11 protein-coding genes are annotated in these 14262 nt (G+C 66.2%); 4 read left to right on the top strand and 7 right to left on the bottom strand.

What is annotated here, in order from left to right; translation table 11 throughout:
• Positions 1-115 precede the first annotated feature (115 nt).
• Together ftsZ and lpxC are read left to right on the top strand one after the other, a co-directional pair.
• The gene (ftsZ, locus tag KK131_RS05455; RefSeq protein WP_214555680.1) at positions 116-1303 is read left to right on the top strand and encodes a cell division protein FtsZ; all 1188 of its coding nucleotides are present in this window, start codon (positions 116-118) and stop codon (positions 1301-1303) included.
• Between the two features lie 455 nt (positions 1304-1758).
• Positions 1759-2673 carry a UDP-3-O-acyl-N-acetylglucosamine deacetylase gene (gene lpxC, locus KK131_RS05450; RefSeq protein WP_214555679.1) on the top strand — a complete coding sequence of 305 codons (915 nt, stop codon included), beginning with the start codon at positions 1759-1761 and terminating at the stop codon, positions 2671-2673.
• 179 nt (positions 2674-2852) lie between these two features.
• Here lpxC and KK131_RS05445 read toward each other — a convergent pair whose 3' ends face one another.
• Entirely contained in the window at positions 2853-3335 is a 483-nt protein-coding gene (locus KK131_RS05445; protein ID WP_214555678.1) for a DUF721 domain-containing protein, read from the bottom strand.
• A 27-nt stretch (positions 3336-3362) separates the two neighbouring features.
• On the opposite strand from KK131_RS05445, the gene KK131_RS05440 reads away from it, so the two are divergent.
• Together KK131_RS05440 and secA are read left to right on the top strand one after the other, a co-directional pair.
• A complete protein-coding gene (locus KK131_RS05440) occupies positions 3363-4292 on the top strand; it encodes a M23 family metallopeptidase (protein WP_214555677.1) in 930 nt (309 codons plus the stop codon).
• Between the two features lie 193 nt (positions 4293-4485).
• On the top strand, positions 4486-7224 hold the full coding sequence (gene secA, locus KK131_RS05435) for a preprotein translocase subunit SecA (protein ID WP_214555676.1): 2739 nt from the start codon (positions 4486-4488) through the stop codon (positions 7222-7224).
• Between the two features lie 72 nt (positions 7225-7296).
• Here the strand turns inward: secA and KK131_RS05430 are convergent, their stop codons facing one another.
• The 6 genes from KK131_RS05430 to lptD form a co-directional block, all read right to left on the bottom strand.
• A complete protein-coding gene (locus tag KK131_RS05430; RefSeq protein WP_214555675.1) occupies positions 7297-8148 on the bottom strand; it encodes a symmetrical bis(5'-nucleosyl)-tetraphosphatase in 852 nt (283 codons plus the stop codon).
• Between the two features lie 15 nt (positions 8149-8163).
• A complete protein-coding gene (apaG, locus tag KK131_RS05425) occupies positions 8164-8547 on the bottom strand; it encodes a Co2+/Mg2+ efflux protein ApaG (protein WP_007509311.1) in 384 nt (127 codons plus the stop codon).
• 67 nt (positions 8548-8614) lie between these two features.
• Positions 8615-9403, bottom strand: a complete 789-nt coding sequence (gene rsmA, locus KK131_RS05420; protein WP_214555674.1) for a 16S rRNA (adenine(1518)-N(6)/adenine(1519)-N(6))-dimethyltransferase RsmA — start codon at positions 9401-9403, stop codon at positions 8615-8617.
• A gap of 62 nt (positions 9404-9465) precedes the next feature.
• Entirely contained in the window at positions 9466-10464 is a 999-nt protein-coding gene (gene pdxA / locus KK131_RS05415) for a 4-hydroxythreonine-4-phosphate dehydrogenase PdxA (protein ID WP_214555673.1), read from the bottom strand.
• Positions 10465-10478: 14 nt separating this feature from the next.
• Positions 10479-11819, bottom strand: a complete 1341-nt coding sequence (locus KK131_RS05410) for a peptidylprolyl isomerase (protein ID WP_214555672.1) — start codon at positions 11817-11819, stop codon at positions 10479-10481.
• 34 nt (positions 11820-11853) lie between these two features.
• Positions 11854-14235 (bottom strand): LPS assembly protein LptD, encoded by a 2382-nt coding sequence (gene lptD / locus KK131_RS05405; RefSeq protein WP_214555671.1) that lies wholly within the window; start codon positions 14233-14235, stop codon positions 11854-11856.
• Positions 14236-14262: the final 27 nt, after the last annotated feature.

Here is a 14262-nt window from a genome sequence, read left to right as displayed (position 1 = left end):
TTCCAGGCGGCGCAGGAGGCGCCGCCACGGGCAGAAGGACGTTCGCCCACCACCACGGACCGGCAGGAGTCGCGTTCCGTGGTTACAACGACAACAACTCTACGGAGGACGGGAAATGTTTGAACTGATCGATAAACTCGCACCCAATGCAGTCATCAAAGTGATCGGCGTGGGCGGCGGCGGCGGCAATGCCGTGGCACACATGCTGAATGCCAACATCGAAGGCGTGGAATTCGTCGTCGCCAACACCGACGCCCAGGCAATGAGCAGCTGCGGCTCTCGCACCCACCTGCAGCTGGGCGGCAACGTGACCAAGGGTCTCGGCGCCGGCGCGAACCCCGAGGTCGGCCGGCAGGCCGCGCTGGAGGATCGCGAGCGGATCGAGGCGATGCTCGAGGGCGCCGACATGGTGTTCATCACCGCCGGCATGGGCGGCGGCACCGGTACCGGCGCGGCGCCGGTGGTGGCGCAGCTGGCCAAGGAAAAGGGCATCCTCACCGTGGCGGTGGTGACCAAGCCGTTCCCGTTCGAGGGCCGTCGGCGCATGCAGGTCGCCCTGAAGGGCATCGAGGACCTGTCGCAGCACGTCGACTCGCTGATCACCGTGCCGAACGAGAAGCTGCTCAGCGTGCTCGGCCGCGAGGTCACCTTGCTCAACGCGTTCAAGGCCGCCAACGACGTGCTGCAGGGCGCCGTGCAGGGCATCGCCGACCTGATCACCGCCCCTGGCCTGATCAACGTCGACTTCGCCGACGTGCGCACCGTGATGTCGGAGATGGGCCTGGCGATGATGGGCTCGGGCACCGCCCGCGGCGACGACCGTGCCCAGGCGGCGGCCGAGGCGGCGATCAAGAACCCGCTGCTGGAAGACGTCAACCTCAACGGCGCCTGCGGTATTCTGGTCAACGTCACCGCCGGCCCGAACCTGACCATGCGCGAGTTCGACGAGATCGGCCGTATCATCCACGACTTCGCCAGCGAGGATGCCACCGTGGTGATGGGCACCTCGCTCGATCCGGAAATGAAGGACGACGTGCGGGTCACCGTGGTCGCCACCGGCCTCAATCGGGCGATGGCCTCGCGCCAGCAGCCGCCGATCCGCATGGTCGAGACCCAGCAGGTGCAGATGCGGCCGCGCCCGGTCGTGCTGCGTACCGGCACCGGCAACGAGGTGGTCGATTATGCGCAGCCGGACATGGCGGTCAGTCACAGCCGTGCGGAACCCGCGGCACCGGCGAAGAATGCCGAACCGGGCTTCGATTACCTGGACATTCCGGCGTTCCTGCGCCGCCAGGCCGACTGATGGCAGGCTGACTTCTGGCAGGTTGCGCAGGTTAAGGAGGTGCGAAAATATTGAACAAATGCCCGTTGGGTCGGTCACTGCTTCTATCGTGCCCGTTAATCGGTTTCCGCTGGTCGCATCATGCGTGAGATGTGAGGAGTGGCGGTCGTACCAGGGCTCCGTTCACCGTTGTATATAGCAAGACTGTGCGTCGGGAAGACGCACGGCCAGCCGCCGCGGGTTCGACCGTGACGGTCGGTCCGATGCCCCGTGCCGGATTCCCGTCCCAGGCGCGGGGCATCGTGTCGAACTGTCGTTTATCGGGAAAAAACCGCAGCGGACGCCCATCACTTCCAAGGATGAAAGAAACATGAAGGCTTAATCAGACTGTACGGTACGGTTTGCTTTTATCACAGGTTAAAACTGTGTTAGCATCCGCTCCTGATTGGCTGCTGCCTACACAGGTACCAACTACAATGATCAAGCAGCGTACGCTTAAGAACGTCATCCGGGCGACCGGCGTCGGTCTGCATACGGGTGACAAGGTGTACATGACCTTGCGTCCTGCGGCGCCGAATACCGGCATCGTGTTCCGCCGCACCGACCTCGACCCGCCGGTGGATATTCGCGCCCGCCAGGACAACGTCGGCGATACCCGGCTGTCCACCACGCTGGTCAACGGTGACGTGCGCGTCTCCACGGTCGAGCATCTGCTCTCGGCGATGGCGGGCCTGGGCATCGACAATGCCTATGTCGACCTGTCCGCGCCGGAAGTGCCGATCATGGACGGCAGCGCCGGTCCGTTCGTCTTCCTGCTGCAATCCGCAGGCATCGAAGAGCAGAACGTGGCCAAGCGTTTCATCCGCATCAAGAAGCCGGTGAAGGTGCAGGAAGGCGACAAGTGGGCCAGCTTCGAGCCGTTCGAAGGCTTCAAGGTGGGCTTCTCGATCGACTTCAATCACCCGATCATCAGCCAGCGCACCTCGCGTGCCGAGATCGACTTTTCCACCACGTCCTTCGTCAAGGAAGTGAGCCGCGCGCGCACTTTCGGCTTCATGCGCGACATCGAGATGCTGCGCGAACACAACCTGGCGCTGGGCGGCTCGATGGACAATGCGGTGGTGCTGGACGACTACCGCGTATTGAACGAAGACGGCCTGCGTTACGAGGACGAGTTCGTCAAGCACAAGATCCTCGACGCGATCGGCGACCTGTACCTGCTCGGCCATAGCCTGATCGGCGCCTATCACGCGCACAAGTCGGGCCATGAGCTCAACAACAAGCTGCTGCGCACGCTGATGGCCGATGCCTCGGCGTGGGAAGAGGTCAGCTACCAGGACGACCCGGCCACCTCGCCGATCTCCTACGCCCACCCGGCACAGGCGATCTGAGCCAAGTTCGCTCCTCTACAAACCCTTCACTGAAAACGGCCGTGTCGCGAGACATGGCCGTTTTTTGTGATGCACACTGCATTTCTGCCGCGTTGCGCTTCACGACTCCATGACATCGGGGGTTATTCCTTAACAAACGGCATGCTATAAACCCGTCTCCGGGACACGGACCGGGGCGGTCAGTCCGCCTCGGGCAAGGGGGAATCAGCGGTTTCGGCGAAGGACGCCAGCTCAAGGAACAGTACCTGCCATTCGGGGTCTGTGAATGACGCGGCGGCGGCCCTGAGGTGGGCGGCGGCGGCGGGCGAAAGCGGTTTCGACCGGTCCGGCGTTATTGCTGCCGGTGGTGGGGGGACCACTTTCACGGTGACTGAACTGGCGCAGGTGCCAATGGCATGTGCGGCGGCAAGGATTTGTGTCTGCATCAAGCGCAGACGCGATGCCCAGCCCGGTGAAGACGCCAGGAAGACGAGGCGGTCGTTGCGCAGGTTGGCGAATCTCACCTGCTCGCGCAATGGCGATGGCAACGTCTGGCGCAGTGCGCGGTCCAGTGCTTCCAGCGCACCGGCCTTTCGGGCCAGTGTCGCGAAGGAGCCGCAGTCGGCGAGGGACTTCGGTCCGTTGCCGGTGCGGCGGGAAGTGGCCGGGGTGGCGCGTTGCATGGTGCCGGAATTCGATCTTGGAAAGACATGCAAATCATACTCGTATCACGTGCCAGGAAATTACCGAAGACCCTCGACCTGGCGAACCGGCGCCTGCGCTGGAAGCTGATTTCGGTGGCCTCGCTGGCGGTACTCGGTTGCATGGGGGCCGGCGTGGCGCTGGCCATGCTGGTGGCCAGCCCGCGTGATCGGGCACTGGCCGAGATCCACGACCTGCAGCAACAGATCCAGCAGCAGAATGCCCAACTGGGCGGGGTGCGCCAGGATGCCCAGCGTGGCCTCGACGCGCTGGCCGTGAAACTGGGCCAGCTGCAGGCCCAATCGACCCGTCTGAATGCCCTGGGCGAGCGGCTGGCCGAGGTCGGCAAGCTCGACGATGGCGAGTTCGATTTCGACCAGCAGCCGGCGGTGGGCGGCATCGAGGATGCCGGCAGCAGCGCCTATGCCCTGCCACCCGTGCTGGACAAGAGCATCAGCCAGCTGGCCAGCCAGTTCGACCGGCAGCAGGCGCAGTTGTCGGCGCTGCAGAGCCTGTTGCTGGATGCCAAGATCGAGTCGAACCTGAAGCCGACCGGGATGCCGGTGCCGGGCTATATTTCCTCCTATTTCGGCGTGCGCGCGGACCCGTTCGATGGCCGCTCGGCGCGGCATACCGGCATCGATATCTCGACCCCGCTCGGCACGCCGGTGCATACCGTGGCCGAAGGCATGGTGACCTTTGCCGGAGTGCGCAGCGGCTATGGCAACGTGATCGAGATCGACCACGGCAACGGCTACATGACCCGTTATGCGCACAACAGCGCGTTGGTGGCGCATCCGGGCCAGCATGTGCAGGTCGGCGACGTGATCGCCCGGGCTGGCTCCACCGGCCGCTCCACCGGGTCGCACGTGCATTTCGAAGTCTGGTACGACGGCCGCGTGGTCAATCCGCTGGCGTTCGTGCGCAACCACCGCTGACCCCCGGGCCTCCGCCCCGTCATCCCTTGAATCCCGCCACGGCCGGCGCCATTCAGGACGGCGGGATCGGCATGGCTTGAGCGGCCGTATCCCGGCAGGGGCTGACCCCGTGGGCGGCGCCCTGTTGGCATGTAGTAACATGCCCGATTGGCCCGCGCCTGCAGCGGGCACTCACTCCCAACCCGGAAGATCGATGTTCAATCGTGCCCTGACGAGCCTGTTTGGTAGCCGCAACGAGCGCGTATTGCGCCAGCTTTCCAAGAGCGTTAACCGCATCAATGCGCTGGAGCCCGAATTCGAAAAGCTGAGCGACGACGCCCTGCGCGGCAAGACCGACGAGTTCAAGCAGCGCATTGCTGCCGGCGATTCCCTGGACAAGCTGCTGCCGGAGGCGTTTGCGGTGGTTCGCGAGGCAGCCAAGCGCACCCTGGGCATGCGTCATTACGACGTGCAGATGATCGGCGGCATGGTGCTGCATCAGGGCAAGATCGCCGAGATGCGCACCGGCGAGGGCAAGACCCTGGTCGGCACGCTGCCGGTCTACCTGAATGCGCTGGCCGGCAAGGGCGTGCACGTGGTCACCGTGAACGACTACCTGGCCCGGCGCGACTCCGCGCAGATGGGCAAGCTGTACAACTTCCTCGGGCTCAACGTGGGCGTGGTGTATCCGGGCATGGATCACGCCGACAAGCACGCGGCCTATGCCGCCGACATCACCTACGGCACCAACAACGAATTCGGTTTCGACTACCTGCGCGACAACATGGCGCTGAGCAAGGAACAGCGCTACCAGCGCGGCCTGCACTACGCGATCGTCGACGAGGTCGACTCGATCCTGATCGACGAGGCACGCACCCCGCTGATCATCTCCGGCCCGGCCGAGGACTCCCCGCAGCTGTACCTCGCGGTGAACAAGATCGTGCCGCAGATGATCCGCCAGACCGAAGAAGACGGCGAGGGCGACTACTGGGTCGACGAAAAGCAGAAGCAGGTGCACCTGTCCGAGGCGGGCATGCAGCACGCCGACGAGCTGCTGCGCGCGGCCGGCGTGATCGAGCAGGACAGCGGCCTGTATGACTCGAAGAACCTCGCCGTGGTGCATCACCTCAACGCGGCCTTGCGCGCCAACGGCATCTACCAGCGCGACGTGGATTACATCGTCCGCGACGGCGAGGTGATCATCGTCGACGAATTCACCGGCCGCACCCTGGCCGGCCGGCGCTGGTCCGACGGCCTGCACCAGGCGGTCGAGGCGAAGGAAGGCGTGCCGATCCAGCGCGAGAACCAGACGCTGGCCACGGTGACGTTCCAGAACCTGTTCCGCATGTACAAGAAGCTGGCCGGCATGACCGGCACGGCCGACACCGAGGCGTTCGAGTTCCAGAGCATCTATGGCCTGGAGGTGGTGGTGATTCCCACCCACAAGCCGATGATCCGCAAGGACAACGCGGACATGATCTTCTTGGCGCAGGATCCGAAATACCGTTCGGTGATCGAGGACATCAAGGACTGCCACAAGCGCGGTCAGCCGGTGCTGGTCGGCACCACCTCGATCGAAGTGTCCGAGCTGCTGTCCGGCCTGCTGAAGAAGGCCGGGGTGGCGCATGAAGTGCTGAACGCCAAGCAGCACGAGCGCGAGGCGCACATCGTGGCCCAGGCCGGCGCGCCCGGCCAGGTCACCATCGCCACCAACATGGCCGGTCGCGGTACCGACATCGTGCTCGGCGGCAGCCTCGACGCGGCCATGGCCGCGCTGCCCGAGGACGCCAGCGAACTGGATCGCCAGCGCGTCAAGACCGAGTGGAAGAAGCTGCACGAGCAGGTGCTTGCCGCCGGCGGCCTGCACATCATCGGCACCGAGCGGCACGAGTCGCGGCGCATCGACAACCAGTTGCGCGGCCGTTCCGGCCGCCAGGGCGACCCGGGCTCCTCGCGCTTCTACCTGTCGCTGGAAGACAACCTGCTGCGCATCTTCGGCGGCGAAGGCCTGGTGCGCTGGATGAAGCGCTTCGGCATGAAGGACGACGACGCGCTGGAAGATCGCATGATCAGCCGGCAGATCGAGAAGGCCCAGCGCAAGGTCGAACAGCACAACTTCGACATCCGCAAGCACCTGCTGGAATTCGACGACGTCGCCAACGACCAGCGCAAGGTGATCTACCGCCAGCGCGACGAACTGCTCGACGGCGAGGAGGTGCAGGCCACCGTTGCCGACATCCGCGACGACGTCGTGCAAAGCATGGTGCGCGCATACGTGCCGGACGACAGCATCGACGAGCAGTGGGACCTGGCCGGCCTCGACCGCGAACTGGAAAGCGAACTCGGCCTGTCGCTCGACCTGCAGCACTGGATCGAGCAGCAGCAGGAGATCGACGCCAGGATGATCCTCGAGCACGTGCGCGAAGGGGTGAACGAGCTGTTCCGGGCGAAGGAGGCGCAGATCGGCGCCGACACCATGCGCCAGCTGGAAAAGCACATCATGCTCACCGTGGTCGACAATGCCTGGAAGGACCACCTGGCCAGCATGGACTACCTGCGCCAGGGCATCTACCTGGTCGGCTATGCGCAGCAGGACCCGAAGCAGGCGTTCAAGCGCGAGTCGTTCAAGCTGTTCTCCGACATGCTCGAGCGGATCAAGGCCGAAGTGGTGCAGATGCTGGCGCGGATCCGCATTCGCAGCGAGGAGGAAGTCGCCGCGATGGAAGCCGAGCAGCGGCGTCTGGCCGATCGGCTGCAGAAGCAGATGCAGGCGAGCGGCGGCGGCGCTCCGCCGGCCGGCGCGTTTGGCGGCGACGCGGAGGTACCGGTCGGTGCCGGCATGCGCCTGGCGCAGCAGCCCGCGCAGCACGACGGCCCCAAGGTCGGTCGCAACGATCCCTGTCCGTGCGGTTCGGGCAAGAAGTACAAGCACTGCCACGGCCAGCTCGCCTGAGCCGTTCCGGCGCCCATGAAAAACCCCGCTGCGGCGGGGTTTTTCATGGGCGCGTATTCAATACGCGCCGAATCAATCCTCGGCGCCGGGCGGCCGCTTGCGATGCGGTTCGGCGTTGACCGCGATGTACTGAGGCTCTTCGCCGTCCAGCCGCAGCGCGGTGAGTTGCCCGCCCCAGACGCAGCCGGTGTCGATCGCGTGCACGCCGAGTCCGGCGAAGCGGCCCAGCGCCGACCAGTGGCCGCAGACGATGCGGGTATCGCGCCGACGCATGCCGGGTACCTCGAACCACGGGTACAGCCCTGCCTTCTGCGTGCCGGGTACGCCTTTCGCCTCGAAGTCGATGCGGCCGTTGACGTCGCAGTAGCGCATCCGGGTCATCGTGTTGATGGTGGCGCGCTGGCGGTCCAGTCCCTGCAGCCGGCTCGACCATACCGCTGGCCGGTTGCCGAACAGGTTGCGCAGCAGCCGTGGATGACGCGGGCTGGACAGCTCGCGCTCGACATCCTGGGCGGAACGCAGCGCCTGGCGCAGCGTCCACATCGGTGCCAGGCCCGCGTGCACCATCGTCCAGTTCAGCTGCTCGTCGTGGTGCAGCAGTTTTTGCGAGCGCAGCCATTCGAACAGCACCGGCGCGTCGTCGGCGAACAGTACCTCGCGCAATTCCGGGTTCACGCGGGCCTGCGCGTCGGGCCGGCGCTGGGCGATCGCCAGCAGGCTCAGGTCATGATTGCCGAGAGTGACCACGCTGCACTCGCGCAGGCCATGGATCAGCCGCAAGGTCTCCAGCGATTGCCCGCCGCGGTTGACCAGGTCGCCGCAGAACCACAACTGGTCCTGCGCCGTGTCGAAGCGCAACTTGTCGAGCAGGCGTTGCAGTTCGGGATAGCAGCCCTGCACGTCGCCGATCGCGTACGTAGCCATGTCAGCGCAGGGCCATCAGTGCAGCGTACGCGGAATGGACAGGGTGAAGGTCGGAATGGGTGCTTCGAACTCCGTGCCGTCGTCGGCCAGCATCTGGTAGCTGCCGCCCATGGTGCCAACCGGGGTCTCCAGCACGGCGCCGGAGGTGTATTCGAAATCGTCGCCGGGCCGCATCCACGGCTGTTCGCCGACCACGCCTTCGCCGGTCACTTCCTCCACCTTGCCGTTGGCGTCGGTGATCATCCAGCGGCGAGTGAGCAGGCGTGCGGGCATCTCGCCGGCGTTGCGCAGGGTAACGGTGTAGGCGAAAACGTAGCGATTGTCACCGGGCTTCGATTGATCGGGGACGAAGCGGGTTTCGACCTGCACGTCGATCGTGTAGGAAGATTTTTCAGTCATGCCCGGATTGTAAGGCCTGTCGCCGTGAATGGGGCGGAGTGGCCACGATCGGGGTGCCGCTTCCTCGTCAGAGAGCGCCGTAGACCTTGGCCAGGCGCACGAAGTCGGCTGGGGCGAGGGTTTCGGCGCGCGCCTTCGGATCGACGTCGGCACGGCGGATCGCGTCGGCATCGAGCAACTGCTTCAGCGCATTGGCCAGCGTCTTGCGCCGCTGCCCGAACGCGGCCTTGACCACGGCATAGACATGCCCGGGCTGCGCGTCGTGCAGTTCGGCGGCCGGCAGCGGCAGCAGCCGCACCACGGCGGACTCCACCTTCGGCGGCGGGCGGAACGCTTCCGGCGGCACGTCGAACAGCGGCTCGACCCGGCACGCCAGCTGCAGCATCACCGACAGCCGGCCATACACCTTGCTGCCCGGCTCGGCGGCCATGCGCTCGACCACCTCCTTCTGCAGCATGAAGTGCATGTCCTGGATCGCCGCGGCGTGCTCGATGCAATGGAACAGGATCGGGCTGGAGATGTAGTACGGCAGGTTGCCGGCGATGCGCAGCCGCGGCACGCCATGGCTGTGCGCGAGCGCGCTGAAGTCCACCTTCAACACGTCGGCGTGGATGATGTGCAGTTGTCCCGCGGCGGCGGCACGCGCCTGCAGGGCGGGAATCAGGTCGGTGTCCAGCTCGATCGCGGTGAGTTTGCCGGCCGCCGCCAGCAGCGGCAGGGTCAGCGCACCCTCGCCGGGGCCGATCTCGACCACGAAATCATCCGCCCGCGGCGCCACCGCGCTGACGATGCGGTCGACATAGCGCCGGTCGTGCAGGAAGTGCTGGCCGAAGCTTTTCTTGGGGCGTGCGTTCATAAGACCGGAGCGAATGGAGAGGAGCGAGAAACGAGTGGGACAGCTTTGCTTTTACCCATTTCTCATTCCTCTCCATCCATTTCATTTCTACGCCGAACCAGTGCGAGTGCCATGTTCGCCGCGGCGATCAGGCTGGCCGGATCGCCGCGGCCGGTGCCGGCCAGGTCCAGCGCGGTGCCGTGGTCGACCGACGTGCGGATGAACGGCAGGCCGAGGGTGAGGTTCACGGTACGGTCGAACGCCTCGCTTTTCAGCACCGGCAGGGCCTGGTCGTGGTACATCGCCAGCACCGCGTCGTAGCGTGCGCGTTGCGCCGGCACGAACGCGGTGTCGGCGGGCAGCGGGCCGAGCAGGTGCATGCCTTCGCCGCGCAGCACGTTCAATACCGGGATCAGCGTGTCGATTTCCTCGTGGCCGAGGTGGCCGCCTTCGCCGGCGTGCGGGTTGAGGCCGAGCACCGCGATGCGCGGCTCGGCGATACCGAACTTGCGTTGCAACTCGGCGTGCACGATGCGCAGCGTGCGGGTCAGCGCGGCCGGCGTGATCGCCGCCGACACCGCCGCCAGCGGCAGGTGGGTGGTGGCCAGCGCCACCCGCAGCTCCGGGCTGGCCAGCATCATCACCACGTCGACATGCGTGCGTTCGGCGAAGAACTCGGTGTGTCCGCTGAAGCGGATGCCGGCGTCGTTGATCGAGGACTTCTGTAGCGGCGCGGTGACCACCGCCTCGTAGCGGCCGGCCATGCAGCCGTCGGCAGCCTCGGCCAGGATGTCCAGCACGTGCCGGGCGTTGCGCGGATCGGGCTGCCCGGGCACTTCGTCGATGGCCAGCGGCATGTGGCGTACGCGCAGCGTGCCGGGACGGCGCGTGGCCTGTGTGCTGCCATCGTCATCGACCAGCTCGACGGCCGCGCCGCAGCGTGAGGCCGCGCGTTGCAGCAGGGCGCGGTCGGTGATCGCCACCAGACTTGCCGCCAGCGGCGTGGCGGCCAGGCGGATCAGCAGTTCGGGGCCGATGCCCGCCGGCTCGCCCGCGGTGAGCGCGAGCCGGGGCAATGGCATGGCGTCCAACCGCCTTACGGCGAGCTGGCGGCAGCCTGATCGTCCGCAGCGCGTAGCTCGGGCACCAGGATGTCGACGTAGGCGTTGGAGCGCAGGTCGCGCAGGTAGTCGTCGTAGGCCTGCTCGGACTTGCGGGTGCCGATGGCCTGGCGCGCCTGGTCGCGTTCGATCTGCGTGGTCTGGTCGCTCTGGCGCTCGCCGAGCCGCTGCAGGATGTGCCAGCCCGCGGCGCTCTGGAACGGCTGCGACACCTCGTTGTCCTTCAGCTGGCCCAACTGCGTGGCGATGGCCTGACCCCATGCCTGCTGTGGGAACCAGCCCATGTCGCCGCCGAGATTGGCGCTGGTGTCGTCCTTGGAGTTTTCCTTCGCCAGGGTGGCGAAGTCCTCGTGCTTGTCGACGATGCGGTGGTACAGGTCCTGCGCCTTCTGCTCGGCCTGGGCCGGGGTCAGCAGCTCGCTCGGCTTGATCAGGATCTGCCGGGCGTGCAGCTCGGTGACCATCTTGCGGCTGCTCTGGCGCTGGTCGACCAGCTTGAGGATGTGGAAACCGGTCGGGCCGCGCAGCGCCGGGCTGACGTCGCCGGGCTTCATCGAGGCGATGGTGTCGGCGAACGCGGGCGGGATCTCGTCCAGCCGGCGCCAGCCGAGGTCGCCGCCCTCCAGCGCATCGGGCGCGTCGGAGTAGCGGATCGCGGCGGCGTTGAAATCCATGCCGCCATGGATCGATGCCAGCGCCTGCTCGGCCTTGGCCTGGCTGGCCTGGATCGCGGCGGCGTCGGCGCCGCCGGGGATGCTGATCTGGATGTGCGCCAGATGCACTTCGCCGGCCTTGTAGGTCGGGCTGCTGAGCAGGTTGTCGATCTCGCTGTCGGTGACCGAGACCGAGTCCTGCACAACGCTCTGGTGCAGCCGCTGCACGGTGATCTGGTCAGCCAGCTGCTCGCGGAACGACGCGAAGCTGGCGCCGCTGCGCTCCACCTCGGCACGCAGCTGCTCGGGGCTGAGCTTGTTCTGCTCGGCCACGCCCTGGATGGCCTGGTCGACGTCGGCGTCGGAGACGTGGATGCCCTGGTCCTGTGCCTTCTGGATCTGCAGCCGCATCAGCACCAGCCGGTTGAGCACCTGCTGCTGCAGCACGTTCATGGGCGGCAGTTGCTCGGTGTGGCCGGCGTACTGCTGCTGCACCGAAAGCACGGCGTCGTTCAGCTCGCTCTGCAGGATCACGTCGTCGTTGACCACGGCCACGATGCGGTCCAGCGGCTGGTTGGCCGGCGCGGCCGGCGTCAGCAACTGGGCATGGACAGGGAGCGTGATCGCAAGCGCGAGCAGGAGAGATGCAAGGGATTGCTTCATCAGTGGAAAGCCTGGGTCGCCGGGGCGAATACGTTTATTGATAGCCGAGAATATCACGGCGCAGCAGTGGATCGATTTGGCCGCCGGTGGAGCCCAGCCCCTTGAAAACCACCTCGAACATGACGGCGTTGTCGCGATGGTTGATATTGCCGCCTGCCGGAACCGGGCCGAAACCGTAGTAGCCCTGGTTCACGTAACTGCGCCCGACCAGCCGCAGCGACACGCAGCAGCTGTCGTACTCCACGCCCGCCAGTGCATCGACGCTCTCGCGGTCCTTGACCGAATAGGTCCACGCGCCCACCAGCCGCCAGCGTTCGGACACCGGGTAGACCACGGAAGCGCTGTATTGTTCCAGCAGGCCGCGACGGTAACGGTAGGAGAAGTTGAAGATGCCGTCGGTACGCAGGCGCCGCTGCAGCTGCACCGCGGCCATGTCGGTGAGGCGGGTGTTCGGGCTCCACTGGTAGGCGCTGTTCAGGCGCCAGCGGTCGCTGAGCTGCACGTCGAGCTGGGCCACGTAGGCCGAGCGCACCCAGTCGGTGTTCAGCACTTTCTGCGGGCTGAAATAGTGGATCTGGCCGATGCTGGCCGACACCCGCTCGACACCGCCGTCGTCGAGCAGGCGGGTGGTGAGCGCCGCGGTGAGGTTGTTCGCGTCCATCTGCCGGTCGGCGCCGGAGAACTGGTTGGTCGAGAACAGTTGCCAGTAGTCGAACGACATCACGTTGGTGTCGAACAGCGGCAGGTTGTTCTGGTTGCGGTACGGCACGTACAGGTAGTACAGGCGCGGCTCCAGGGTCTGCGTGTAGCCGCTGCCGAACAGCGTGGTGCTGCGGTCGAACACCAGCCCGCTGTCGAGGCTGACGACCGGCAGCGAACGACTCGGCGACTTCTGGTCGAACGGCGTGGTCGCGCCCCTGCCGAGCGGCCCGCGATAGCCGTAATCCTGATAGTCGCTGCCCAGCTGGTACGCGGTGTAGCGGTAGGCGAGCCGTGGCCGCACGAACCAGGCGGAGGTGCCGAAATCGGCGGCCAGGTAGGGGTAGATATCCTCGCGCTGGCCTTCGACGGAGCCGGTCTTGCGGAACGCCACCGCCGAGGTGTCCATGCCGAATTCCAGCCAGCGCGACAGCGGCACGTCCATGCTGAACTTCGCGTAGGGCAGCTGCCTGTACGGCAGGCCGCGGTCGGTCACGAACGGATTCACGTTCTGGTAGATGGTGCCGCCGAAGGAGGCGTTCCACCACTTGCCGCCGCCCACGATCGCGGCATTCGAGCCCAGCGTGTAGACCGCCGCGTGGGACAGGGCGTCGCCGTAGTCGTACAGGTAGCTGCTGTCCGAGGCATGGTTGTACGAGCCCACGAACTGCCAGCCCTTCCACAGCAGCGTGCGATCGGAGAACTTGACCAGGTAGCGGGAGTCGTCCTTGGTGTCGGCCAGGCCGTCGCTCTCGCCGTGGTCGTTCGGCACGTATTCCACGTTGAGCTGGCCGCGGCTGCCCGGCGTCAGATAACGGAATTCGCCGGCCAGCATCGCGCCGCGCTCGCTGTAGATGCGCGGGTCCAGCGTGGCGTCGTAGTTCGGCGCCAGGTTCAGGTAGTACGGCGTGCTGATCTCGTAGCCCGAGCGGCTGGTGTTGCCGATGGTCGGGTAGAGGAAGCCGCTCTTGCGGCGGTCGTCGACCGGGAAACTGAAATACGGCAGGTACAGGAACGGCACATTGCCGAGGCGCATGGTGGCGTTGCGCGCCACGCCGACGCCGGTTTCCTTGTCGATGGTGATCGACTTGGCGCGGAACTCCCACAGGTGGTGGCCGACGTCGCAGGTGGAGTAGGTGGCCTGCGAGTAGCGCGTGCGCTGCGCGTCCAGCATCTGGCCCTGGCCGGCCGTGCCGTTGCCGCGCGCGTCGAGCATCTGGTAGCGCACATCGTCGGCGATGCCGCGGCTGGCTTCGGTGTTGCCGCGCATGTGCGACGCGGCCAGCAGCTGGCCGGCTTCCTGGTAGCGCACGTTGCCGCGGGCGTCGTAGTCGGTGCTTCCGTCGTTGTAGTCGATGCGCTCGGCCTGCAACTGCTGATCGGCGCGTTGCAGCTTCACTTCACCGGACAGGTGGTAGACCGACTGGTTGGAGCTGTCCACGTGCTGCGCCTGCACCAGGGTCGGGCTGGTCTCGCGCAGGCTGGTGTCCTTGCCCAGGCTGGGATCGTAGAACTCCAGCAGGGCATTGGGCCGGCACATCGCGTAGTTGAGCGGGCGCGGCGCACAGTGGAACGAACCCAGCGGACAGGCCAGGTCGGTCTGGTTCGCGGGGCTTGCGGGGGAGATCTGGGCGTTGCTGGCGTCGGCCTGGCCGCCGAACACGGCAAGGGCGGCAGCAACCGCCAGCAGGCGGCGTGGAGGTAGCTTGGGCGTCACGGGGAATCTGCCGGCTTCGAAGGCTCG

The organism is Rhodanobacter sp. LX-99, from assembly GCF_018599185.1.
Taxonomy (GTDB): Bacteria; Pseudomonadota; Gammaproteobacteria; order Xanthomonadales; family Rhodanobacteraceae; genus Rhodanobacter.
The sequence above is the reverse complement of the archived record's forward strand: the minus strand, read 5'-3'. Positions and strand labels throughout refer to the sequence as shown.